Origin of the sequence: uncultured Psychroserpens sp. (assembly GCF_947494225.1) — a bacterium.
Classification (GTDB): Bacteria; Bacteroidota; Bacteroidia; order Flavobacteriales; family Flavobacteriaceae; genus Psychroserpens.
The window spans coordinates 341002-364110 of sequence record NZ_CANLUG010000003.1 but is presented as its reverse complement, the minus strand read 5'-3'; the positions used below and the strand labels follow the sequence as shown (position 1 = coordinate 364110).

General features: G+C 33.6%; 23 protein-coding genes. 11 read left to right on the top strand and 12 right to left on the bottom strand.

Annotation, left to right across the window (positions count from 1 at the left end):
* Positions 1-22: 22 nt before the first annotated feature.
* From Q0893_RS09500 to Q0893_RS09465, 8 genes are all read right to left on the bottom strand, one after another.
* A complete protein-coding gene (locus tag Q0893_RS09500; protein WP_299274818.1) occupies positions 23-2422 on the bottom strand; it encodes a TonB-dependent receptor in 2400 nt (799 codons plus the stop codon).
* A 37-nt stretch (positions 2423-2459) separates the two neighbouring features.
* Positions 2460-2792 (bottom strand): hypothetical protein, encoded by a 333-nt coding sequence (locus Q0893_RS09495; protein WP_299274815.1) that lies wholly within the window; start codon positions 2790-2792, stop codon positions 2460-2462.
* Positions 2792-3292, bottom strand: a complete 501-nt coding sequence (locus tag Q0893_RS09490) for a DUF6787 family protein (RefSeq protein WP_298901985.1) — start codon at positions 3290-3292, stop codon at positions 2792-2794. The genes Q0893_RS09495 and Q0893_RS09490 overlap by 1 nt, the downstream gene beginning before the upstream one ends.
* Positions 3293-3319: 27 nt before the next feature.
* Complete coding sequence (locus Q0893_RS09485) at positions 3320-3751, bottom strand: DUF6146 family protein (RefSeq protein WP_298901984.1); 432 nt, start codon at positions 3749-3751, stop codon at positions 3320-3322.
* A gap of 207 nt (positions 3752-3958) precedes the next feature.
* A complete protein-coding gene (locus Q0893_RS09480; protein ID WP_299274810.1) occupies positions 3959-4597 on the bottom strand; it encodes a DUF937 domain-containing protein in 639 nt (212 codons plus the stop codon).
* Positions 4598-4703: 106 nt separating this feature from the next.
* A complete protein-coding gene (locus tag Q0893_RS09475) occupies positions 4704-5657 on the bottom strand; it encodes a D-2-hydroxyacid dehydrogenase (RefSeq protein ID WP_298901982.1) in 954 nt (317 codons plus the stop codon).
* Between the two features lie 10 nt (positions 5658-5667).
* Positions 5668-6729: a 3-phosphoserine/phosphohydroxythreonine transaminase gene (serC, locus tag Q0893_RS09470; protein WP_299274807.1), complete on the bottom strand. Its 1062-nt coding sequence runs from the start codon at positions 6727-6729 to the stop codon at positions 5668-5670.
* 105 nt (positions 6730-6834) lie between these two features.
* Positions 6835-7896 carry an acyl-CoA reductase gene (locus tag Q0893_RS09465; protein ID WP_299274804.1) on the bottom strand — a complete coding sequence of 354 codons (1062 nt, stop codon included), beginning with the start codon at positions 7894-7896 and terminating at the stop codon, positions 6835-6837.
* An 80-nt stretch (positions 7897-7976) separates the two neighbouring features.
* On the opposite strand from Q0893_RS09465, the gene Q0893_RS09460 reads away from it, so the two are divergent.
* Positions 7977-8330, top strand: coding sequence for a 4Fe-4S dicluster domain-containing protein (locus tag Q0893_RS09460; protein ID WP_299274801.1), 354 nt, complete (start codon positions 7977-7979; stop codon positions 8328-8330).
* A 257-nt stretch (positions 8331-8587) separates the two neighbouring features.
* On the top strand, positions 8588-9397 hold the full coding sequence (locus Q0893_RS09455) for a hypothetical protein (RefSeq protein ID WP_299274798.1): 810 nt from the start codon (positions 8588-8590) through the stop codon (positions 9395-9397).
* A 13-nt stretch (positions 9398-9410) separates the two neighbouring features.
* Here the strand turns inward: Q0893_RS09455 and Q0893_RS09450 are convergent, their stop codons facing one another.
* Positions 9411-10589, bottom strand: a complete 1179-nt coding sequence (locus Q0893_RS09450; RefSeq protein WP_299274795.1) for a vWA domain-containing protein — start codon at positions 10587-10589, stop codon at positions 9411-9413.
* 265 nt (positions 10590-10854) lie between these two features.
* Here Q0893_RS09450 and ychF point away from each other — a divergent pair, with 265 nt between their 5' ends.
* The 6 genes from ychF (at position 10855) to Q0893_RS09420 (ending at position 18778) form a co-directional block, all read left to right on the top strand.
* Positions 10855-11949 carry a redox-regulated ATPase YchF gene (gene ychF, locus Q0893_RS09445; RefSeq protein ID WP_298901967.1) on the top strand — a complete coding sequence of 365 codons (1095 nt, stop codon included), beginning with the start codon at positions 10855-10857 and terminating at the stop codon, positions 11947-11949.
* Positions 11950-12104: 155 nt separating this feature from the next.
* Positions 12105-12383, top strand: coding sequence for a hypothetical protein (locus tag Q0893_RS19590; protein WP_367180650.1), 279 nt, complete (start codon positions 12105-12107; stop codon positions 12381-12383).
* 146 nt (positions 12384-12529) lie between these two features.
* Positions 12530-14386 carry a DNA topoisomerase IV subunit B gene (locus Q0893_RS09435; RefSeq protein ID WP_298901965.1) on the top strand — a complete coding sequence of 619 codons (1857 nt, stop codon included), beginning with the start codon at positions 12530-12532 and terminating at the stop codon, positions 14384-14386.
* A 1-nt stretch (position 14387) separates the two neighbouring features.
* Positions 14388-15623: a retropepsin-like aspartic protease gene (locus Q0893_RS09430; protein ID WP_299274791.1), complete on the top strand. Its 1236-nt coding sequence runs from the start codon at positions 14388-14390 to the stop codon at positions 15621-15623.
* Between the two features lie 3 nt (positions 15624-15626).
* Positions 15627-16109: a hypothetical protein gene (locus tag Q0893_RS09425; protein ID WP_298901963.1), complete on the top strand. Its 483-nt coding sequence runs from the start codon at positions 15627-15629 to the stop codon at positions 16107-16109.
* Positions 16109-18778, top strand: a complete 2670-nt coding sequence (locus tag Q0893_RS09420) for a DNA gyrase/topoisomerase IV subunit A (protein ID WP_299274786.1) — start codon at positions 16109-16111, stop codon at positions 18776-18778. The genes Q0893_RS09425 and Q0893_RS09420 overlap by 1 nt, the downstream gene beginning before the upstream one ends.
* A gap of 8 nt (positions 18779-18786) precedes the next feature.
* Here the strand turns inward: Q0893_RS09420 and Q0893_RS09415 are convergent, their stop codons facing one another.
* The 3 genes from Q0893_RS09415 to Q0893_RS09405 form a co-directional block, all read right to left on the bottom strand.
* Positions 18787-19590, bottom strand: a complete 804-nt coding sequence (locus Q0893_RS09415; RefSeq protein WP_298901960.1) for a TerC family protein — start codon at positions 19588-19590, stop codon at positions 18787-18789.
* 1 nt (position 19591) lies between these two features.
* On the bottom strand, positions 19592-19978 hold the full coding sequence (locus Q0893_RS09410) for a hypothetical protein (protein WP_298901959.1): 387 nt from the start codon (positions 19976-19978) through the stop codon (positions 19592-19594).
* 95 nt (positions 19979-20073) lie between these two features.
* Positions 20074-20487, bottom strand: coding sequence for a helix-turn-helix transcriptional regulator (locus Q0893_RS09405; RefSeq protein ID WP_299274780.1), 414 nt, complete (start codon positions 20485-20487; stop codon positions 20074-20076).
* Positions 20488-20791: 304 nt separating this feature from the next.
* Here Q0893_RS09405 and Q0893_RS09400 point away from each other — a divergent pair, with 304 nt between their 5' ends.
* The 3 genes from Q0893_RS09400 to Q0893_RS09390 all read left to right on the top strand — a co-directional run bounded on the left by Q0893_RS09400 (position 20792) and on the right by Q0893_RS09390 (position 23078).
* Positions 20792-21922: a M14 family zinc carboxypeptidase gene (locus tag Q0893_RS09400; RefSeq protein WP_299274777.1), complete on the top strand. Its 1131-nt coding sequence runs from the start codon at positions 20792-20794 to the stop codon at positions 21920-21922.
* A gap of 75 nt (positions 21923-21997) precedes the next feature.
* On the top strand, positions 21998-22477 hold the full coding sequence (locus tag Q0893_RS09395; RefSeq protein WP_298901956.1) for a winged helix-turn-helix transcriptional regulator: 480 nt from the start codon (positions 21998-22000) through the stop codon (positions 22475-22477).
* 85 nt (positions 22478-22562) lie between these two features.
* On the top strand, positions 22563-23078 hold the full coding sequence (locus Q0893_RS09390; protein WP_298901955.1) for a DinB family protein: 516 nt from the start codon (positions 22563-22565) through the stop codon (positions 23076-23078).
* The last annotated feature ends 31 nt before the right edge of the window (positions 23079-23109 follow it).

Genomic DNA, 23109 nt, shown 5'->3' with positions numbered 1-23109 from the left:
GTGTTTGTAATTTAATTTTGAGTTAATAATTTAATTGAATTTGTAACATCACATTTCTTCCTAAGTCATCAGCAAAATAACGGAGTCTGTTCAAATATGATCTGAAATTTGTATCAAGCAAATTATTGATCGATAAAGCTAAGTTTAACTTTGTATGCTTCGTAATATCAAAGTTGATATCACTGTAAAGATGTAATAAATGGTATGCTCCTGGTGGCGTACTAATGTCTACCAAGACAGTTTGATTTGTTGAGGCAATAAAGGTTTCAAAATTATAATCAGGATAGTTTTTTTGTTCAAAAACCCATTCACTTTTCAAACTTGCAGAAAAACCATTCCATTTAGGATTGGTATACTTAATTTGATTGATTGTATTAAATGCAGGAATATCGATTAGTGCCGTGTCGTTCTTTAGATCATCACCTTTTATATAGGCCGATTTATTCAAAAGACTCAGGGCATCATTGAATTCATAATTTGCAGAAAAATCAATTCCGTATAAAGCGGCATTGGTTTGCTGGTAAGCCCATACAGGAAATGCTCCTCTTATGGTTTGTTCTATCCCAGTTGGTTGTAAAAACATAAAGTCGCTAATATGATTATAAAAAGCCTCTAACAAGATATTTAAGCGTTTCTTCTCAAATGAATAACTTGCAGAAAATCGATTTGATAATTCTTGATCAAGTCTTAAATCTCCCAATTCTATTCTCGCAGCAGAGTGGTGTAAACCATCACTAAATAACTCTGAAGGGTTAGGAGGTCTACTAGCTAATGCATAATTAGCGGTAATAAAACTTTGATCATTTAATTCATATTTTAAACCTGAAGCAAATGAAAAATTATGAAAATCGAAAACAGGATTGGTTAACAATTGTGTTCCCAAATCTTCAATTACAATTGAACCAAAATCTTGGTCATAACCTTGTTGTTCCCATCTACTAGTTTGATAGAATTTTTTCGCATCGATTCTGTTAAAATCATATCGGATACCGGCATCTAATAATAACTCGTCAGAGATATCCCATTCAGATGTTATGTACGCACCAAAGTCGTAACGCTCATAATCTGGAATTAATCGTCTTACTCCAGTGTCAGGATTAGCAAAATTATCTTGATAACGCGCTAAAGCGCCAAATTTCAACTTATATGTGTCTTTAGCGTCTAATATGGCATCAGCATTTAATGTGTGCGTTTGAAGTGTCAAATCCAAAGCAGGTTTGTTTCTATCACTTCCTACACGAACATCAAATTCAAAACGTTGATTATTCTGATAATCATATTGTAATGATAATTTTCCAAAGTTCTTAAACCTCCTATAATAAGATGCTTTTATTAAATGATGAGTAACGTCTTGTTTTGGAAAATTAATGTCATAACTAAAATCATCAATCACCAAAGGTTCTTGTGTGTTAATTGCTGATACTAAATCCGCTATGTTACCAATATGAGATGCTCTTAATATCCCTATTTCATTATTCACATAACTATAAAAAATCTCAAAACCACTTTCAAATTGCTTTTTACCAGCTCTTATAGAAAGGCCTTGTGATTGAGATCCCGTATTAGTTAAATTATAATCGGGCGCTTTGAAATCTCCGTTCTTTTTAAAACTACCTTGTATGTTGGCAAACCACCCAGATTTAAAATTTGAGTTTAAACTTGTAGTTAAGTTGTACCCTCTACCATTGGTTTGGCCACCAATAGTGGTTTTTCCAAATATGGTATCTTTAAGTAACGATCTAGAAGGTTTAATGACTACAATCCCGCCAATAGCATCACCTCCATAAGCTAATGTACCAGAACCCTTGATTACAGAAATTTGATTAGCAGAATTAATATCAATGTTTGGAGCATGTTCAATACCCCATTCTTGATCTTGCAAACGTACGTTATTGTTTAAAATTAGCAAGCGGCTACTATGCATCCCATTAATCATTGGTTTAACAATCGTGTTACCTGTATTAATAGATGATACCCCTGAAACTTCTTTTAAGGCATCTCCAAGACTTAAAGAACTATATTTTGCGAGCTCTTTAGACTTTATTGTGGTTTCTTGTGCTGTTTTGGTTTCTTTACGTGCAACACTGTTCTTAACAGTAATTTCACCAAGTTCTTCAATATGATGTTCTAATGCGATTTCTTTAAATAAATCACTATTCATATTGAACGTAACAGTTTTAGTTTCGCAACCAACGTGAGAAATAACCAAAGTTAGGTCACCTTCGCAAAGATCTTCTATCTTAAATTTACCATCAATATCTGAGGTTATGTAACGGTCTAAGTTTTTAATATAAATTGTTGCTGCAGAAATAGGAGAGGCATCATGAAAATCTGTGATTTCTCCTAAAAACGTCAACGAACAATTTTGAGCATTTGTAATTCCAAAAAATGAAATCGCAATGCATAAAAAATAATATTTCATTGAAAATTGTTAAATGTGTATAATGCTAAATATATAACTACATTGAACAAGGAGGCCCCCTTAAGAAAGAGAATAATTGCTGATGACTTTTTAAGAAATTATGATAAGGAGTAATAGGTTTATATATCGTATCATCTGCTGATAACGAATAATCTTCTAATTGAATATATAAGCTATTACTTAACTTAAATTTATAAAATTCACAGTCAACATCAACATTATGAAAATGAGTTTGATTTTCATCAAAACAAACCTCATGTTCGTGACTGCTTAAGGCGTGTGAAAATTTAACAACAGAAGGCACTATTAGCGTAAAAGCTAACAAAAGCGCCACTAACTTAGTAGATATGTGTTGTTTTTTATCTGACATTATTCCTTAATGAATTTACCAAACCCGAATCGTTTCAACATTTTCTTTTCAAATTCCCAGAAAAATTTAAACTGACCAAAAAGCCAACCAAAGGCGACCAAAAGGATTTGGTAAAAAATTAGGCCAATGATAATAAATAAAGCCCAATAAATAAAGGGATTTAAGTTTTCTTTAGTAATTCCGAATAGTTGCGTTATTGGTCGTCCAACAAAGACAGAGGAGGAGCCAGTGATGGCAAATACAATAAAAATACGTATCATTTCCCATCGGTAGGAAACGATCCACTTTGTTTCAAGCTTTTTAAAAACAAACAATGTTAATTTTAAAAGTATAAACATCAACAATATGGCAACGCCTATAGTTACTGTGATATGAAGTGTTTTAGTAAAGACTAATGCCAATTTATAGGCACTATATCCTAATCCTATTAACCCCAAAACTGGAAACAATAGTTGCCAGTTTTGTTGTATTTGCCATTTTGTTTTAAAGTCTTTTAACATAGCCTAAATTTGCTATGCAAAGATACTTTAAATTCTAGGAACAAATGTGGATAATTGTTGTTTGTGCGTAAGTTGAAAGTATATAAAGTAATTATAGAGTTTATAGTTTACGTCATAACCATAATCTATATGAGGTTGATAATCTATTTGCATTTCATAAAGGTTGGGGTCAAACCTATTTACTTGTAATACTCTAGTATTCCATTCTCTTACAAGAATTGTATTTCTGGCTTCAAGAAATGATTGAGAATAATAACCTTCGGGTCTTGCCATCGAGGCTAACCAACCATTAAAACCAGGTTCAATAATTAAAATTTCATACTCAATGTCGTCGTTGGATATTTTAACGATATCCTCTTCAGGAATATTGTCTTGTGCGGTGTCATTACCTACAGTTTGAGCCGTTCCACAATTAAATAATAACAAGCCCATGACTAAAAGGCTAAAATAATGTTTCATCTTTTTTTCTTTTAAAGTTACAAAAATCATTCCGAAGCATTTGTATGCTAATGATTTTAACCATTAATTTTTAAGTTGAATCAAAAGTATGACGAATAAATTGTTTCCTAAACTAATAATGAGTGAAGTCATGCTTTGAATGAGTCAAAAGGGTATAAAAAAAAGCCAAACATTTTGTTTGACTTTTTTAAATGCTTTAAGTCTATTTTATTTGCCAAAAAGACCACCAAGTAAACCTCCAAGTCCACCTTTTTTCTTTGAACCTCCTAATACCATTCCTGCAACATCATCAATAACGCTTCCATCGCCATCTGCATCTAAGATTTTCTCTAAGAAACTCTGTTCTTCTTTTGCTTGATTTCCACCAAGAAGACCTCCTAATAAGCCACCCAAATCATTTGGTGAACTTACATTGTTTTGTCTAGATTGTTTTCCTAAAACACCCATTAAAATAGGAGCAGCCACTTTTAAAATATTTCCAACAGAAGCTAAATCGATACCAGATTTCTCACCAATAATTTTTTCAACACCTTGTCTTCTATTACCAAGAACATGTCCTAGAATTTTATCACCATCTGTTTTAACGTCATCATTAACGCCACCTCCAAATAGGCCACCAAGATTATCTAAAATGCTTCCATCATGTTTCTTATTGCTAAGAGCGCCCATTAAACCTTGTGCACCTTCTGGTGTTGATGCATTTCGTTTCATAGCTGCCATTAATACTGGCAAAGCCATGGTTAATACATCTTGTGTTTTGTTTTGTGGTTGTCTTGTTTCATTTGATACACCACTAATAATTGTTTTACCAAGGTCACTGTTTAATAAGTCTAAAATTCCTGACATAATTGTTTTTAAATAAAGTTAATATAAGTTGGACATTCAATTTACAAAAAAAAGTCCTAACATTAAGTAGGACTCATTTTTTTTGTTTAGGTCACATTTTAAAATGCTATGATTTTAAAATGCTAATAATTTGTTCGGCTAATTCCGTTCCAATTCTATCTTGAGCTTCGTTGGTAGCCGCTCCAATATGAGGAGTAAGTGAGATATGCCCATTCATTAGTACTTGAACAGCAGGAGTTGGTTCTTCTTCAAAAGTATCTAATCCTGCAAAGGCTACTTTTCCAGATTCGATGGCTTTTACCAGAGCAACTTCATCAATAACACCACCACGTGCAGCATTAACAATACCAACGCCTTCTTTCATTAAAGCAAAGTGCTTTTCGCCAATGACGTAATCTTTTTGTGCAGGAACGTGAAGTGTTACAAAGTCGGCGTGTTTTAATACATCCTTCATTGGTTCTGTTTCAATATCTACATTAATAAACTGTCCGTTGTAAAATTCAACCTTTACTGTTGCTTTTCCAACAAATTTATCGCTAGCGATAACCTTCATTCCAACGCCAAGAGCTATTTTAGCAACTTCTCGACCAATTCTACCAAAGCCAATGATACCAAGTGTCTTACCTCTAAGTTCTACACCTTTAGCATAGTTTTTCTTTAAGGCTTTAAATCGTGTGTCACCATCTAAAGGCATATTTCTATTAGAGTCGTGTAGAAAACGAACGCCTCCAAATAGATGAGCAAAAACCAACTCTGCAACAGATTGCGACGACGCAGCTGGAGTGTTAATAACATGCTTTCCTTTACTGCGTGCATAATCAACATCAATATTGTCCATACCTACACCACCACGACCAATTATTTTTAAATGGTCGCAGGCATCAATTAAATCTTTCCGAACGGTTGTTGCACTGCGTACTAGGAGCACGTCAATGTGGTTATCGTTCAAATAATTAATGAGTTGTTCTTGGGCTACAGTTGTTGTTGAAACTTCGAAACCAGCATTTTCTAATGCTGCAATCCCGCTTGGTGAAACACCATCGTTTGCTAATACTTTCATTTAATTTTATTTATGCTTTTCTTTCTAATTCACTCATAACATCCACTAAAATGCCAACACTTTCAAGAGGTAATGCATTGTACATTGATGCTCTATATCCTCCAACACTTCTGTGGCCATTTAAACCGTTAATACCAGCGTCTTTAACCATAGTTTCAAAAGTTTCTTTTAAATCTTCATTGGCTAAAGTAAAGGTGGCATTCATAGTTGAGCGATCTGCTTTTGTAGAAAATCCTTTAAATAAAGGGTTGAGATCTATTTCAGAATATATGAGTTGGGCTTTTTTATCATTTTCTTTTTCAATAGCTGGAATTCCTCCTAAATCTTTCAACCATTGCAATGTTAGCATTGATACATAAACTGAAAATACAGGAGGCGTATTAAACATACTACTTTTGCTTATATGAATTTTGTAATCCATCATTGATGGAATTTTTCGAGACACTTTGCCTAGAATGTCTTCTTTGACTACAACCAGAGTAGCTCCTGCAGGTCCCATGTTTTTTTGAGCGCCAGCATAAATTAGGTCAAATTTTGAAAAATCCAACTTACGAGAAAAAATATCACTACTCATATCACATACCATAGGTATTGGTGAATTTGGAAACGTTTTCATTTGAGTTCCAAAAATAGTGTTGTTTGACGTGCAGTGGAAATAGTCATAATCTGTAGGAATGTCATAACCTTTTGGGATATAATTGAAATTTGCATCTTTTGACGAGGCTACTTCATAAATATCATCATATATTTTTGCTTCTTTAATTGCTTTGTCACTCCAAGTTCCTGTATTTAAGTAACCTGCACGTTTTTCAAGCATGTTAAGGGCAACCATTAAAAATTGCGTACTGGCACCACCTTGTAAAAACAAGGCTTTATAACCTTTGCCTTCTAAGCCAAGAAGTTCTAAGGCTAATGATCTGGCTCTTTCCATCACATCAACAAAAGGTTTGCTACGATGCGATATTTCCAAAAGTGATAATCCATTATCAAAATTTATAACGGCTTCAGATGCTTTTTGAAGCACTTCTCCTGGTAAAATACATGGTCCGGCGCTAAAATTATGTCTTTTCATTTATGTCTATTTTTATTTCCGAAAGAACGAAAAATATATTGTGTTTTCAATTCTCACAAAGGTGGTAAATTCTCATAAAAAATGCAGTAAAATACCGATATTTTATTAACAGATTGTCAACGAAAACGAAATAGTATCCACATCATCTGCATAGTCCCATAAGTTTGGTAATTGAGTTTGTCCAAACTTCACTTCACTTTCATTAACACCATTCCCAACAATGCATTGTATCTTATCTTTCTTTGCTTCCAATACATTTAATAGTTCTTCTTTAGAACTGTAAGTTTCATAAAATACGGTTGCGATTGGAGATGAAAAGCTTTCATCTTCTTTAATCATGAGGAATCCGTTTTCAAGCATGTCAAATTCGCTCATTAAATACACTGCTTTATTATAATCGTAGTTATTGGCATATTTTGCTTGATGGATAATTGGGTTCCAATCGTACATAGCTTTGAAAAAGCTGTCGAAATTATAGTTATGAGGTACAAATAATTTTGACACATTTCTGCAGCCAAGTCCATAGTATCTAAAAATATCTTCCGAAAGCGCCTTAAGTTCTTCACTGGTTTCGCCTCCAGATAATACAGCTATAGAGTTTCTGTTTTTTCTTATTATGGAAGGCTTGTCTTTAAAATAATACTCAAAATAACGCGCTGTATTATCGCTGCCAGTAGCAATAACGGCATCAAAATTTTCCAATTTTTCTTCGGTAAATACAATTCTGCCTTTAAATTCTGGCTCAACATGCTCTAAATACTTAGCTAAATAGGGAAGTAGATGCTTGTCGTTAGACGATTGTTTTACAAGTACCTTTTGTCCTGAAATTAATACAGATAAGAAATCGTGAAATCCAACTAAAGGAATGTTTCCAGCCATAATAATGGCAATAGTTTTTAAATTTTCAGTATTAAAGTGATACTTTGACAGCCATTCATTAATAGTGCTGTTTGTTAGTTGTTTAGACCATCCATCAATTGAAAATAGAACATTCTTTTGAGTAAACCAGCCATTATGCTCCTGAGCCAATTTTATTTGATGTTTAAAGCCATCAAAAAATAGATCATTGAAAGCTACAGGCTGATTTTTTTCAATAGCTTTTTGAGAAAACTGGCTTAAAAATTCGCCTAGTTTTACAAATGCATTAATTCTTTGTTGTAAATCCATATTGTGTTTGGTTATACGATGTTTTGGCTTTATTTTTGCAACTGCAAATTTACGTAAGCAAACTCAAAAGAAAAATTACTATGGCAATTATAATAACAGATGAATGTATTAACTGTGGTGCATGTGAACCAGAATGCCCAAACACAGCTATATACGAAGGTGCTGATGACTGGAGGTATAATGATGGAACAAGTTTAGAAGGAAGTATTGTTTTGCCAAATGGAAATGCCGTTGACGCCGAGGAATCGCAAGAACCTATTAGTGATGAGATTTACTATATAGTTCCAGATAAGTGCACAGAATGTAAAGGATTTCATGAAGAACCTCAATGTGCTGCTGTTTGTCCTGTTGACTGCTGTGTTCCTGATGACGACAATGTAGAGTCTGAAGAAGAGCTTCTTGGTAAACAACGTTTTATGCATCCAGAAGATTAATTAGTAAAAGGACTAAATGATAAACAAAACCTGAGCACTATTGCTCGGGTTTTTTGTTTAAATTGCCATTATGGATCGTCAAAATAAAGAAGGTTATACTGGATTTTGGAAACATTTCGGTTGTGTCCTTATGATTGTTATAGCTTGTGTATTTATATGGGTTATCTATAATATTGTAAGCTTATCATTTTTAAAGTGACACCTTATGAAAGCATGGTACTGGCAATAAACACAGTTTTTTTCTGTTAGTGATTGATATGAAATGGGTTGTACTTGTATCTTTTGTTTTTTGTTTGTGCTCTTGTTCTAATGCTAAGGAGGAGAATAAGTCTTTAACGCCTATCCTGATAGACTATGTAGATAACATGCCATATCTCATGCATGAAAAAGATATAGACTCGACATTTGAAATTATAGTCTCAGGGTCTATCAATAGATTCCAATTAGGGGACACTTCAAGTTATTCTATCAAAAACAAATTTAATATAGTAAATGAGAATATAAAAGGGTTTATGTGCTGTCATAATACTTACAAATATGACTCATTAGGATTATTAGTAAAGAGAAATTTATTTACAGATTATTCTGAGTTGTTTGTTTACGAAAGGCAGCGTAAAGGAGATACTATTTTTGAATCTAGAGTCTCAAATGTAAGTTGGTCTATATATTACACTTATGTCATTCAAAATGAAAGACTAATATCTCGCGTTGGACAATTGGGTAAAGGAGCGTTTCCAGAAGACTTGGATTTTTATGATGTTACTCATTTTGAGTATAACGAAGACAATCTCTTAGTCAAGAAAATTAGAACACGAAAAAACCATCCTAGTGGTGAATTTCAATTTAAAAAGAATGTACTACGCTACAATTGGAATAATGGTGTTTTAAAACTAGTGGAAGATAAAATGTATGCTGAAGAAGATGCTAAAGATCCTTTGTATACCATAACTACAGATTTTGATTCTATAGGTTTTCCATCCCATAAAACAATACAATATAAAAAAGACACCTTATGTCAACTCTCGATACAACGGAGCAAACAAAAGAGTGTCTTTTCCCCTTACTAGGTAACCTCTCTTTTTAGCTATGGTCTTTTTTTGACTGTTCTTTCATAACTTTAATGACTTCCTTACTAAATGACGTGCTGTCTTTTTGCTCATTTTCTTTAGATTTAATGTATGCTCGTTTCTTTTTGAATAACTGATTGAGCTTGGTGTAATTTTCTTTTCTCTTGTTAGAAAGGGATTCTATATATTCCTTTTTTTCTGAAACACTTAAACCTTTGAGTTCTTTCGGTAATTCACTTTCTTTTATCTTATCTAAATTTAGCTTTCCTTCATCATAATCACTTATAATTTCGTTCGTACCATAAGCCCCTTTTTTTCCTACTTTACTGCTTTTGTATTCGGCACGCGCACTATTGGCAGTTACAGAACCATCATCATAAACCTTCATCGATTTGCTCTTTTTGTTGTAATTGTATTCGCGTTCTGCATGTGTTCCGTAATACATCCTTGAGTCGTCAATGTCTTTTGAAAGTGCATTAATTTCAGAATCATAAGGTGTAGCAATAGTATAATCTTTTGCATTTTGATCTAGTTTTAAAAACTGACCATTGGTGCATGTAGACATTTGTTTAAAATGTGTAATGGCGTCTAAACAACTGTTGCCAAGTTTTATGGTATTTATAACAATGCCTTTTGATGCGGCTAGTTTACAACTTTCAGTATATTTTACATCATTTTGATAATCCATGTGAGGAGGGCAATCTCCAACAACAAAAATGGTTTTATATGTATTTGCTTTCGAAGACCACTTCATGTCAATCACAGATTCATGTAATGCTTGATTAACACTTTCAGGTGTGTCGCCTCCGCCATCTGCGGTGATTTCAAGTAAGTCGGCATAGACTTCATCAAGATCTGTGGTCATTGGAATTTGTCGAGTTATAAAATTGTCCCCGCGATCTCTATAAAATATCATGCCCATTTTTAAGGTGTCTACCTCATTGCTTTGGGCCAGTTCACTAACAATATCCCAAATCTTTTCTTTGGCAGTATCTATGAGCCCACTCATACTGCCAGTTGCATCCAAACAGAAGACTATTTCAGTGTTTTTTGTAAGTGTTTCATTGATAGTTTGCTCTTTAAGAAGCGTATTTGATTTGGCAATGTCTAATGATTCTGAATCATTCTTTGTGTTTTTTTTACAACCGAACACAAAAATTAAGACGATGAAGAAACTGAGTTTTTTGAACATGACAATAGAATTTGAATTAAAAGTATATAGTTATATTAATTCTGGAAATGCTAAACTAGTAAGCGGGTCATATCATTTAGTAAGCGTGCCTTTTTAGCTAGGGAACGTATTTATATCATCAGAGAACAATCTATTTTGACACATGAAACAAATTTCAAGGAATGAAAGTATAAAATCACTGAATTATAATTGACTATCAAAAAACGAATATTCAAGCATTATTTTATTCTAATTAATTACCTTTGCACTCGCAAAAACAAAACTTATGAAAGCTGGAATTGTAGGACTGCCAAATGTTGGAAAGTCAACCTTATTTAATTGTTTGTCTAATGCTAAAGCACAAAGCGCAAACTTTCCTTTTTGTACTATTGAACCAAATATTGGCGTAGTTAATGTACCAGACCCTAGACTCCAAAAATTAGAATCTTTGGTTAACCCAGAACGTGTGATGCCTGCAACAGTAGAAATTGTTGATATAGCAGGTTTGGTAAAAGGAGCGAGTAAGGGAGAAGGTCTTGGTAATCAATTTCTTGGAAACATACGTGAAACCGATGCGATTCTTCATGTATTGCGTTGTTTTGATAATGACAATATTGTACATGTAGATGGTAGTGTTGATCCTATACGAGATAAGGAAACAATAGATATGGAGTTGCAACTTAAGGACTTAGAAACTGTCGAAAAGAAGCTTGATAAGGTAAAGCGTGCAGCAAAGACTGGGAATAAGGAAGCTCAAAAAGAGGAAGCTATATTGTTAAAACTCAAAGAAGGACTCGAAGCAGGAAAATCGGTAAGAGCATTAGAGTTTAGTGATGATGAACAGGAAGAATTTGTAAAGCCAGCACAACTTATTACTTCAAAACCAGTAATGTATGTGTGTAATGTTGATGAAGGTAGTGCAGTTAATGGAAATACTTACGTAGAGCAAGTGATAGAAGCTGTTAAAGATGAAAATGCAGAAGTGCTTGTATTGGCCGTTGGTACCGAAGCCGATATTAACGAATTAGATGACTATGAAGAACGTCAAATGTTTCTTCAAGATATTGGATTAGACGAACCAGGTTCATCTAAATTAATCCGTTCAGCCTATAAATTGCTAAACCAACAAACCTATTTTACGGCAGGAGAGAAGGAGGTGCGCGCTTGGACTGTAGATATTGGAGCAACTGCTCCTCAGGCAGCTGGCGTTATTCACACCGACTTTGAAAAGGGCTTTATTAGAGCTGAAGTTATTGCTTATGATGACTATGCAGATTATGGAAGCGAATCTAAGGTGAAAGAGGCAGGAAAAATGCGTGTTGAAGGAAAAAATTATATCGTAAAAGATGGAGATGTCATGCATTTCCTATTTAATGTATAATGCCTTTAATTGAAATCAAAAAGCATGTCAAGGCAAATGTTCAAATTTGTTTTGAGCTCTCACGTGATATTGATTTTCATACATAAACCCTAGTACATTCAAACGAAAAAGCAATTGCAGGAAAAACTTCTGGTTTAATCCAGCTGGATGAATGGGTGACATGGGAAGCCAAGCACCTAGGGTTTAAACAGCAACTTATTTCAAAAATAACTCAATTTGAGACGCCTCATTATTTTGTAGACGAAATGGTTTCAGGTGCTTTTAAATCGTTTCGACACGAGCATATATTCAAAGCAAAAAATGATGGTACATTGATGATCGATAAGTTTGATTTTAAAGCACCTTTCAGTATCTTTGGTAGATTAGTAAATATGTTGTTTTTAAAACGCTATATGACTAATTTGTTGCACACTAGAAATAGACATTTAAAGTAAAAAGCAGAAGAATTATCACATATTCTCTAAAACAGCAATGTTCTCAACAAAATTGGGCTTTTATTGTTAATTACTTTGTGTAATCCCTATTTCATTTTTTACAACGTTATCTTATATTAGCGTTCTATCTTAATTTTTTTCCTTTTATGTCTCAAGAAACCAAATATACTGAAGAAAATATACGCTCGCTCGATTGGAAAGAACACATTAGAATGCGACCAGGTATGTATATTGGTAAACTAGGTGATGGATCATCACCAGATGATGGTATATACATATTGCTTAAAGAAGTCTTAGACAACTCAATTGACGAATATGTCATGGGAGCAGGTAAGACTATCGAGATTTCTATTCAAGGAAACAAAGTTATTGTGAGAGACTATGGTCGTGGTATTCCGTTAGGAAAAGTAGTGGATGTAGTTTCTAAAATGAATACAGGAGGAAAGTATGACTCTAGAGCATTTAAAAAATCGGTAGGATTAAATGGTGTAGGTACCAAAGCAGTAAACGCTTTATCAAATTATTTCAGAGTAGAATCTACTCGTGATGGCAAATCGGCCTCAGCTGAATTTGAACAAGGTAATCTTACTAATGAGGAAAAGTTAGATGATACATCTAGACGCAAGGGTACAAAAGTATCTTTCATACCAGACGATAGTATATTTAAAAATTATAAGTATCGTAATGAATATGTAGCAAAGATGCTTAAAAACTATGTGTATCTCAATCCGGGGTTAACTATAGTTTTTAACGGAGAAAGGTATTTTAGTGAAAACGGACTTAGAGATCTTTTAGCAGAAAATATATCTGAAACCGACAGACTTTATGATATAATACATCTTAAGGGGAATGATATTGAAGTCGCACTAACACATAGTAAAACGCAATACAGTGAAGAATATCACAGTTTTGTAAATGGACAAAACACTACACAAGGAGGAACGCACTTAGCTGCATTTCGAGAGGCTTTAGTAAGGACGTTGCGCGAGTTTTACGGAAAAAATTATGAAGCTTCGGATATTAGAAAATCGGTGGCTTCAGCAATTTCAATAAAAGTAATGGAGCCTGTTTTTGAAAGTCAAACCAAAACAAAACTAGGGTCTACAGATATGGGAGGTGATTTACCTACAGTAAGGACTTATATCAATGACTTTATGAAGCGCTATCTGGATAATTATTTACATAAAAATCCGGATACAGCTGAGAAAATTCAACGTAAAATTTTACAAGCTGAGCGCGAACGTAAAGAACTTTCAGGAATTAGAAAATTAGCGAAAGACAGAGCTAAAAAAGCCAGTTTACATAACAAAAAACTAAGAGATTGTCGCGTGCATTTTGGAGATACTAAGAATGAACGCAATCTTGAAACTACATTGTTTATTACAGAGGGAGATTCTGCTTCTGGTAGTATAACAAAATCAAGAGATGTTAATACGCAAGCCGTATTTAGCCTAAAAGGAAAGCCGCTTAATTGTTATGGTTTAAGTAAAAAGATTGTGTATGAAAACGAGGAGTTTAATCTCTTACAGGCAGCATTAAACATTGAAGAATCCTTAGAGGATTTAAGATACAACTACATTGTTATTGCAACTGATGCCGATGTTGATGGTATGCACATTAGATTGTTATTGATTACGTTTTTTCTGCAGTTTTTCCCAGAAGTCATAAAAGAAGGACATTTGTATATTCTACAAACGCCTTTGTTTAGAGTGCGTAATAAAAAAGAAACGATTTACTGTTATTCTGAGGAAGAACGAAGAAACGCGATTAATAAATTAAAACCAAAACCAGAAATCACACGATTTAAAGGACTTGGTGAAATTTCGCCAGATGAGTTTGTGCATTTTATTGGAGATGATATTCGCTTAGATCCTGTAATGCTAGATAAAGACATGTCTATTGAAGAGTTGTTATCTTTTTATATGGGTAAAAACACACCATCACGTCAAGAGTTTATAATTAATAATTTGAAAGTTGAATTAGATTTGGTTGAGGAGAAGTAGAATGAAGATAAGAATTCAAATTGTATGTAAGCTACTTGTTTTAGCTTTTTCACTAACGGCGTGTGCTCAAAATGCTAGTTTAAAAAATGGGTACGCCAAAAGTAAAAACTACTACGAAGAGATTCCGTTTGAGTTTGATAAAAATAAGATTATAATCCCAGTTGAGATTGAAGGCAAAACGTATCGATTTTTATTAGATACAGGTGCGCCAAATATTATATCGGCTGAAGTCTTGCAAGCTGTCAAGCCTAAGATAATAGCTACTATTCCAACCAACGATGCTAATAGAAAAAAACAAAACCTCGATGTTGTTTCATTAAAGAGTTTAAAACTTGGTGCTGTAGAGTTTGAAAATGCTACAGCCTTGGTTTATGACCTTAATAGGAGTGATATTTTTAAATGCTTCGGTATTGACGGTTTTATTGGAAGTAATTTACTTAGGCAATCAATACTTCAAATTGATGCCAAAAATAGAGTTTTAAAACTAACGGATAGACCTAGGCGATTACAATTGGATAAGAAACTTTCCGAAAAGATTAAATTAGTAGGAAATCAAAGCAGCCCTTATGTGTGGATTAAACTTAAGGGAAAAGAGAGCGGTAAGGAACTTGTGCTAATCGATACAGGAATGGGAAGTTTGTATGATGTCTCTCGAGAAAATTTCGACATTTTTAAATCTAAAACTATTTTTAATGCCATTGGTCAAAGTGATGGCGCATCATCTATTAGTTTGTTTGGGGAGGTTCCTGTGAATAATCAAATAAGAGTGCATTTGCCAACACTGGTAATAAATGATTTTGAAATTAAAAATTATATCACCCATACAACCAAAGATGATAATTCTAAGATTGGAGCAGAGCTCTTAAATTATGGTGTAATGACCATAGACTTTAAGAACAAACGCTTTTATTTTAATCCGTATTCTGAAACTTTAGATGTCAGCAAGCCAATGCTTGGTTTTACTAGAACCTTTAAAAATAGTAAGATTGTTATTGGTTATGTTTGGGATGAGGACCTGAAAACGAAATTGAAGTATGGTGATGAGGTTTTAGCTATAAATGACGAAGTGCTTACCGAAAGTAAGATTTGTGAGTACGTTACAAAGTCATCAACGTCAGAATCATTAAACCAAATAAAGCTAAAAATCAAAAATAAGGAAGGGAATATTGTAGATGTTCTTATTACCAAAAAAGAACTTGATAAAATTTTAAATGATTTTAATATTCGATTGAATTAGAATATGCGAACAAACAATTCAAAAGTTAAAAATACAATTATATCAGTATATTTTATATTGATGGTTTTGGCTATTGTTTTTGCTACTGTCTTTAAGGTTTTTACTGATCTTACAAGAAACCCTACACTTACGTTTTTACTTATTGCTTTTGGTTTTGCATTGCTTTTTATTTTGGTTCATTTTATTTCTAAATACTTTGAATATGATAGTGATGGCCTTAAGGTTGTGGTCATTAATAGAGGTTTGCTCATTTCAGAAAAGTATAATTATAGAGAGTATAAATTAGAATTCGAAAAAGATCAACTTTATGGTTTTAAGTTTAACAACTATATTGTATATAAAACACTAACATTTTATCTTAAAGATCATCGCGATAGAAAAACTAGTGAGGTGTTTAATGTTACTTTAGTGTCTCGAAAAAAAAGACGTTATATTAAACAATCTTTGAGCAAGATGATTAAAATGAATAAAAACAAGACAGATTAATGAGCGAAGATAACACCGATATCATTGACAATCAAGACGAGCCTCAAGAAAGTATAACGAGGGTTACAGGCATGTATAAAGACTGGTTTCTTGATTATGCGTCGTACGTAATTTTAGAAAGAGCAGTGCCAGCTATAGAAGATGGTTTTAAGCCTGTTCAACGTCGTATTATGCATTCTATGAAAGATTTAGATGACGGCAGATATAATAAAGTAGCCAATATTGTTGGGCATACCATGCAATATCATCCACATGGAGATGCAAGTATAGCAGATGCAATGGTGCAAATTGGCCAAAAAGATTTGTTGATTGACACTCAAGGAAACTGGGGAAATATTCTCACAGGTGATAGTGCAGCCGCCTCACGTTACATAGAAGCTCGTATTTCTAAATTTGGTTTGGATGTTGTGTATAACCCAAAAATAACACAATGGCAAGCCAGTTACGATGGTCGTCGTAAAGAGCCTATTAATCTTCCTGTAATGTTTCCATTGTTGTTGGCTCAAGGAGGAGAAGGAATTGCGGTTGGTTTATCTACCAAAATCTTACCTCATAATTTTATCGAATTAATCAACGCTTCTGTAAAGCATTTACAAGGAAAACGATTTACCATTGTACCAGATTTTCCAACTGCTGGTATTGCTGATGTGTCAAATTATAATGACGGACTTCGAGGAGGAAAAGTAAGAGTAAGAGCGAAAATTTCGCAATTAGATAAAAATACCCTCGTAATTACTGAAATCCCTTTTGCAACTAATACATCGTCTTTAATTGATTCTATTTTAAAAGCGAATGATAAAGGGAAGATTAAAATTAAAAAGATTGAGGATAATACTGCTGCAGACGTCGAAATTTTGGTGCACCTTCCAAGTGGCATCTCACCAGATAAAACTATCGATGCACTCTATGCATTTACAAACTGTGAAACATCAATATCTCCATTAGGTTGCGTTATTGAAGATAATAAGCCGCTGTTTATTGGCGTGTCTGAAATGTTAAGACGCTCTACTGATAATACGGTTCAGCTTTTGAAAAGTGAATTAGAAATTAAACTTGGAGAATTTGAAGAACAGTGGCATTTCGCGTCTTTAGAACGTATTTTTATTGAAAAGAGAATCTATAGAGATATTGAAGAAGAAGAGACTTGGGAAGGTGTTATTCAAGCCATTGACAAAGGTTTGAAACCTCATGTTAAACATTTGAAACGAGCAATAACTGTTGAAGATATTACGCGTTTGACAGAAATTAGAATTAAGCGTATTTCAAAATTTGATATTGATAAGGCACAACAAAAAATTGATGCTCTTGAAGATCAAATTGCTGAGGTGAAACATCACTTAGCAAATCTAATTGATTACGCTATTGCTTATTTCCAGCGTTTGAAAAAAGAATATGGAGAAGGTAGAGAGCGTAAAACAGAAATAAGAACGTTTGAAGATGTTGACGCGACAAAGGTGGTTATTAGAAACACAAAATTATATGTAAATAGAGCTGAAGGGTTTATTGGAACCTCGCTTCGTAGAGACGAATATGTTTGCGATTGTAGTGATATTGACGATATTATTGTGTTTACCCAAGATGGAAAAATGATGGTGACTAAGGTTGGTAGTAAAACCTTCGTAGGAAAGGATATTATCCATGTTGCAGTCTTTAAAAAGAAAGACAAACGTACAATTTACAATATGATTTATCGCGATGGAAGTAAAGGCTCTACTTATGTAAAACGTTTTGCCGTTACATCGATGACAAGAGATAAAGAATACGATTTAACCAACGGATCTAAAAGTTCGAAACTGTGGTATTTCTCGGCTAACCCAAATGGAGAGGCAGAGGTCATTACAGTTCACTTGAGGCAAGTTGGTAGTATTAAAAAGTTGAAATGGGACTTAGATTTTGCAGATGTTCTTATCAAAGGGAGAGCTTCAAAAGGAAATTTAGTGACTAAATATGCTGTAAAGAAAATTGAACTTAAAGAAAAAGGAGTGTCAACTCTAAAGCCTCGTAAAATCTGGTTTGATGATACCGTTCAGCGACTTAACGTTGATGATCGTGGAGAATTAATTGGAGAATTTAGAGGAGAAGACAGGTTACTTATTATTACGCAATCTGGAAATGTAAAAACCATTCTCCCAGAATTAAGTACACATTTTGATGATGACATGATTGTGTTAGAAAAATGGGTTCCTAAAAAACCAATTTCTGTGGTGTATTATAATGGCGAAAAAGACATGTATTATGTGAAACGTTTTTTAATTGAGAATGAGGGTAGAGAAGAGTCTTTTATTTCGGAACATCCAGATTCTCAGTTGGAAATTGTGTCCACAGATTGGAAGCCAATGGCCGAAATAGAATTTAAGAAAGAACGAGGCAAAGACCGAAAAGATAATGAGGTTGTTAATCTAGAAGAGTTTATCGCAATAAAAGGGATTAATGCGCTTGGCAACCAGTTAACCAAAGAAAAAATCAACCAAGTTAATTTGTTAGATCCTTTGCCGTATGAGGCTCCTGAAGAAAAACCAGCAGAAGAAATAGAGGTTGTGAGTGAAACTGTTGAGCCTTCTGATGCCAATAGTGTTTCCGAAGCGAAAAACGAAGATAACCCTCAAGCTGATAACGGCTCTGAAAAAGGAGGAGAAGATGATGATCAGGGACAAATCACATTGTTTTAAGAGCGTGATTATGATTTCCGTTTTTTCTTAGCGCTCTTGTTAATTCTATAATTTAAGAATTCAACAAATAGTGAGAAGGCAATAGCAAAATATAAATAACCTTTTGGTATTGCGCCAACCTTGTTTCCAAAGAAGGATGTATGAGATAAGTGGGCCGCCTCTGTAATAAGCATAAAGCCAATTAAAATTAAAAAGGCAAGACCTAGCATTTGAATACTTGGGTTGGTGTCAATAAAACGACGAATTGGGTTGGCAAATATGATCATGATCGCAATAGAAATCATTACCGCAATAATCATTAATACTAAAGTGTAATTATGGTTTGGGTGTAAGCCATTAGTCATTCCAACAGCTGTAAGAATAGAATCTATTGAAAAAATAAAATCAATAATCAATATCTGCACTAAAGCATTCGAGAGTGTAGTTATTTTTTTTCCTTTTATTTGGTCTTCATCATGCTCTGGAAAGTTTACTTTTTCCCTTATCTCGGATGTGCTCTTATAGATTAAAAACAAACCGCCTACGAACAAAATTAGTGCTTGCCAACTTATATGGAGCTCAATCCAACTGGTTTCAAAATGATAAAAAGGTTTTGAAAGTCCAACGAGAAAAGACACGAAAAACAACAAAATAACGCGCTGCACCAAAGCAAGTATAAGTCCGATATTTGTGGCTTTACTTCTTTCATTTTCAGGGAGTTTATTTGCAGCTATAGAAATAAAAACAATATTATCTATACCTAAAATAATCTCTAAAAACGTCAATGTTAGCAATGCCATAATAGCGTCACCTGTCAATAAAAACTCTAACATATTACTTTATTTTTTTAGCAGTACCCTTTTCAACACGTTGCTTTTTGTAATCTTCTTTTACTGCCAATTTATATTCAAATGTATAAGAATCTTCCGTAGTACTTAATATCTTAAAATGTATGGCTTTTTGTTCATCTCGACTTTTTGGATGCAGTTCTTTTTGAATAAACTCACAGTCGTTAATCCAGCGTATAGATGCCGAATCTACTTTATTATCGAAGTAATCAATATTATACTCGGGAGTTCTCACAAAAGTGCCGGTTTTTTCAACGCCATCTACCATAAAAGTAAATTCAAAAGTGCCAGTTTTAAAATCGGCACAATTGCGTTCTACTTCATAGCAGTTTATGAAAAGCAAAGGAAGTAATAAGAGAAAACGGTAGCGCATAGAATTTGTTTTATACAAAATTACAAAACCGAACGCGATTTCCTTGAAATCTGAACATATTCATTAGTAAAAATAGACCTACAAGGATTGACGAGCTAAGACTGTTCAAAATTTTTAAATGTACCATCCTTGTAAAAAATAACGATACGGTCAATGTCTTTGTCATGAGAAGGAGAAGGAGAAGGAGAAGGAGAAGGAGAAGGAGAAGGAGAAGGTGTCGTGTGATTTGCGATCGACTTTTGTTTTGTTTCCGAAACTTGAGGTTTATGAGCTTCTTTTTGTTTTGAAGGAAAATGTCCTTTGCCATTCATTAGCCAATATAATTCTACTTCAGGGAAGGAGGAGAGTACTTTTAAAACGAAGTCCAAACTGGGTTTATTTCTACCCGATAATATATGAGATATACTAGAACGTTGCACACCAATTTTTTCAGCAAAAGACGAGGCTGATTCTCCGTAAAAATTGATGACTTTTTGTAGTCTTTTTGTAAATTCTTCGTTGTTTATCATTGACAACACTGCGGTTTAACATTGTAACGTTACAAAGGTAAACAAATTGCATTCTTAATGCTAAAATAAGTTGACATATATTATTATTACTAAAATTAACAGTTTAAATAGTGGTGTGTAATTATCTAGTTTTAAAATATTTGAATTTTTAATGTGATTTGTTTTGAGAATTTTGCAACTACTAATTTGCAAGCTGTGTGAATTTGTATACAAATTGATAAACTCAAGAGGTCATGTGTGCAATTGTAATGTTTACAATTGTAAATTATCAAATGTTTACCTTTGTCTCTATTAATTATAAAGCATGCAATTAGAAACGCTTATTTCATTATTTAAAACTCATAAAGAACAGACTCTTTTTGGGCGGTATATTCATCATGAAATGATAGTGTCTTTGTTGAAGAAATTTGAAGAAAATTTTGTCATCCATAATGTTGGCCAATCGGTAAATGATATTCCTATATATTCAATTCGATTAGGAGTTGGTCCAAAGAAAATTTTGATGTGGTCACAAATGCATGGCAATGAAAGTACCACAACAAAGGCTATTTTCGATGTACTAAATGTGTTTTCTGATGAAAATGGGTTATTAGATGCGGTTTTAGAGGAGTGTTCGATTGTTATTATCCCAATTTTGAATCCAGATGGAGCAAAGGCTTATACTAGGTTTAATGCCAATGCTGTTGATTTAAACAGGGACGCTCAAAATCTTTCCCAACCAGAAAGTGTTATACTTCGTAGTGTATTTGAGGATTTTCAACCTGATTTTTGTTTTAACCTTCATGGTCAACGCACGATATTTAGCGCAGGAAGAAAACCTAAGTCTGCAACGGTGTCCTTCCTTGCTCCAGCACAAGACGAAGACCGATCCGTAACAACCACGCGAAAAATTGCAATGGATGTGATTGTAGAAATGAATGAAAACCTTCAGGCCCAAATAAAGGACCAGGTTGGGATCTATGATGACGGATTTAATATTAACTGCGTAGGCGATACGTTTCAGGCGTCTAACGTTCCAACGATTTTGTTTGAAGCAGGGCATTTTGCTAATGACTACGATAGAGAGCAAACACGAGAATTTATCTTTCAGTCACTATTAGTGTCGTTAGAATATATTGCTACAACAGACATTAAAGGGGATCATTATAAATCGTATGTTGAAATCCCTAGAAATGAAAAAACGTTTTATGATATTGTAATAAGGGATACGAGTGGTTTGGATATTGCAATTCAGTTTCAAGAAAAACTAATTGATGGAGAGATAAAGTTTGTTCCTAAAATTGAAAAAATATGCGATTTAAGCGATTTTCATGGACATAAAGAGTTGTATGCCAATGGACATCAGGTGTTTGGAGAGAATAATACTACAATTGAGGTGGGTAGCGAAATCGATTTCGTAAGGATTGGTAATGAAAAATTCTTACTAAAACTGTAAAAAAGTCGATTTTTGATGCAATATCTTTAAAGAAATTGCATTATTTTTGTATTATATTTACTAAAAAGAATGAAAATGGCAAAATTCAAATTAGATGAAATCGATCATCAAATTTTAGATATGTTAATCGATAATACAAGGATTCCTTTTACAGATATTGCTAAAAAGTTGGTGATTTCGGCAGGAACAGTGCATGTTAGAGTTAAGAAAATGGAAGAGGCAGGAATAATTAGAGGGTCATCATTAACGTTAGACTATCAAAAATTAGGATACTCATTTATTGCTTATGTTGGAGTGTTCTTAAATAACACGTCTCAAACAAAATTTGTTCTAGAGCGTATTGCTGAAATACCTTATGTTACAGTGGCTCACATAACAACAGGTAAGTTTAATATCTTTTGTAAGGTAAGGGCTAAGAACACGTCTCATGCTAAAGATATTATCTTTATGCTAGACGATATAGAAGGGATTTATAGAACAGAAACTATGATTTCTTTAGAGGAGAGCATTAATGATAAAAAGCGATTAATGCACACTATTTTTAATGAACTATAACTATTTTAACATTTATAAATTAACCCTTTGTCATGAATTTGATGAAGGGTTTTTTGTTGCTTATAATTTGTAAACAAGAACTACTATGACAAAAGACGATTTATTAAAAAATGAGTATAACCCTTATTATGATAGGTATATTGAAAAATCAGGCTCCTTAACATTGAAGGTAGGCTTAAAAGAAAATGGCGATGCGACTATTGCTTTTTTAGAGTCTATTCCTGAAGATAAACTAGAGTATAGATATGAGGAAGGTAAATGGACCATTAAAGAAATTATCCAGCATTTAATTGATACAGAACGTGTGTTTACTTATAGAGCTCTGTGTATAGCAAGGCAAGACAAAACCTTGTTTCCGGGTTATGATCAGGATGAATATGCTGCTAATTGTGAGGCTAATAAGCGTTCAATGATTAGTTTGATGAATGAGTATAAGGCTGTTCGTTTAGCCACTATAATTTTGTTTGACAGCTTTTCTGAAGATATGTTAACCAGAATAGGAACAGCGAGTAATAGCAATTTATCTCCAAGAGCAGTTGCGTTTATTACTATTGGACATGAGAATCATCATTGTGGTATTATAAAAGAGCGATATCTTTAAAAAAAAACCACTTCAATTGAAGTGGCTTTTG

Coding starts and splice junctions, on each gene's coding strand:
- Q0893_RS09395 (WP_298901956.1), top strand. CDS start 21,998: ATGGCAAAATTCAAATTAGATGAAATCGATCATCAAATTTTAGATATG.
- ychF (WP_298901967.1), top strand. CDS start 10,855: ATGAAAGCTGGAATTGTAGGACTGCCAAATGTTGGAAAGTCAACCTTA.
- Q0893_RS09460 (WP_299274801.1), top strand. CDS start 7,977: ATGGCAATTATAATAACAGATGAATGTATTAACTGTGGTGCATGTGAA.
- Q0893_RS09400 (WP_299274777.1), top strand. CDS start 20,792: ATGCAATTAGAAACGCTTATTTCATTATTTAAAACTCATAAAGAACAG.
- Q0893_RS09390 (WP_298901955.1), top strand. CDS start 22,563: ATGACAAAAGACGATTTATTAAAAAATGAGTATAACCCTTATTATGAT.
- Q0893_RS09500 (WP_299274818.1), bottom strand. CDS start 2,422: ATGAAATATTATTTTTTATGCATTGCGATTTCATTTTTTGGAATTACA.
- Q0893_RS09450 (WP_299274795.1), bottom strand. CDS start 10,589: ATGTTCAAAAAACTCAGTTTCTTCATCGTCTTAATTTTTGTGTTCGGT.
- Q0893_RS09490 (WP_298901985.1), bottom strand. CDS start 3,292: ATGTTAAAAGACTTTAAAACAAAATGGCAAATACAACAAAACTGGCAA.
- Q0893_RS09430 (WP_299274791.1), top strand. CDS start 14,388: ATGAAGATAAGAATTCAAATTGTATGTAAGCTACTTGTTTTAGCTTTT.
- Q0893_RS09420 (WP_299274786.1), top strand. CDS start 16,109: ATGAGCGAAGATAACACCGATATCATTGACAATCAAGACGAGCCTCAA.
- Q0893_RS09410 (WP_298901959.1), bottom strand. CDS start 19,978: ATGCGCTACCGTTTTCTCTTATTACTTCCTTTGCTTTTCATAAACTGC.
- serC (WP_299274807.1), bottom strand. CDS start 6,729: ATGAAAAGACATAATTTTAGCGCCGGACCATGTATTTTACCAGGAGAA.
- Q0893_RS09405 (WP_299274780.1), bottom strand. CDS start 20,487: ATGATAAACAACGAAGAATTTACAAAAAGACTACAAAAAGTCATCAAT.
- Q0893_RS09415 (WP_298901960.1), bottom strand. CDS start 19,590: ATGTTAGAGTTTTTATTGACAGGTGACGCTATTATGGCATTGCTAACA.
- Q0893_RS09475 (WP_298901982.1), bottom strand. CDS start 5,657: ATGAAAGTATTAGCAAACGATGGTGTTTCACCAAGCGGGATTGCAGCA.
- Q0893_RS09480 (WP_299274810.1), bottom strand. CDS start 4,597: ATGTCAGGAATTTTAGACTTATTAAACAGTGACCTTGGTAAAACAATT.
- Q0893_RS09495 (WP_299274815.1), bottom strand. CDS start 2,792: ATGTCAGATAAAAAACAACACATATCTACTAAGTTAGTGGCGCTTTTG.
- Q0893_RS09425 (WP_298901963.1), top strand. CDS start 15,627: ATGCGAACAAACAATTCAAAAGTTAAAAATACAATTATATCAGTATAT.
- Q0893_RS09465 (WP_299274804.1), bottom strand. CDS start 7,896: ATGGATTTACAACAAAGAATTAATGCATTTGTAAAACTAGGCGAATTT.
- Q0893_RS09435 (WP_298901965.1), top strand. CDS start 12,530: ATGTCTCAAGAAACCAAATATACTGAAGAAAATATACGCTCGCTCGAT.
- Q0893_RS09485 (WP_298901984.1), bottom strand. CDS start 3,751: ATGAAACATTATTTTAGCCTTTTAGTCATGGGCTTGTTATTATTTAAT.
- Q0893_RS09455 (WP_299274798.1), top strand. CDS start 8,588: ATGAAATGGGTTGTACTTGTATCTTTTGTTTTTTGTTTGTGCTCTTGT.